Source organism: Paraburkholderia sp. BCC1886, assembly GCF_900996245.1.
In the GTDB taxonomy this organism is placed as follows: domain Bacteria; phylum Pseudomonadota; class Gammaproteobacteria; order Burkholderiales; family Burkholderiaceae; genus Paraburkholderia.
Genome location: NZ_CAAJGK010000128.1, coordinates 1 through 441 on the forward strand (window position 1 = coordinate 1; position 441 = coordinate 441).

General features: G+C 72.6%; 1 pseudogene. It reads right to left on the bottom strand.

The features are described 5' to 3' along the window. A pseudogene (locus FQ746_RS35660) lies at nt 1-441 on the bottom strand (protein kinase domain-containing protein); the annotation flags it as partial.

A 441-nucleotide genomic window follows, 5' to 3' on the forward strand; every position in this document is an offset into this window, starting at 1 on the left:
CTGCTCGGGCGCCTTCTCCAGCAGCTTCAAGACGATACGTGACAGTTGCCGCGGAATGCCTGCCGCCACCTCGGGCAGCGGCCGGCGCCGGCGCGTGGCGTGGGCGTGGATGCGCGTGGCGGTGTCGCCGGCCTCGAACGGCGGCACGCCGCTCAGCAGTTCGTAGAGCACGCAGCCGAGCGACTAGAGATCGGCGCGCGCATCGACGCGCACGTTCATCCGCGCGCCGAGCTCGGGCGCCATGTAGACGAAGCTCTCGTCGTCCCATTCGAGTTCGTCGTCGGCCCAGCGGCCGGCGCCGAGCGGGTTGCCCCGCTGCCCCTGGCCAGCCTGGGTCGCGCCGCCGCGCACCGCGAAGCCGAAGCCGGTCAGGTAGACGCGCCCCTCGCGATCGGCGAGAAAACGCTTGGGACCGAGCGCGCGATGGATCAGGCCGGCGCC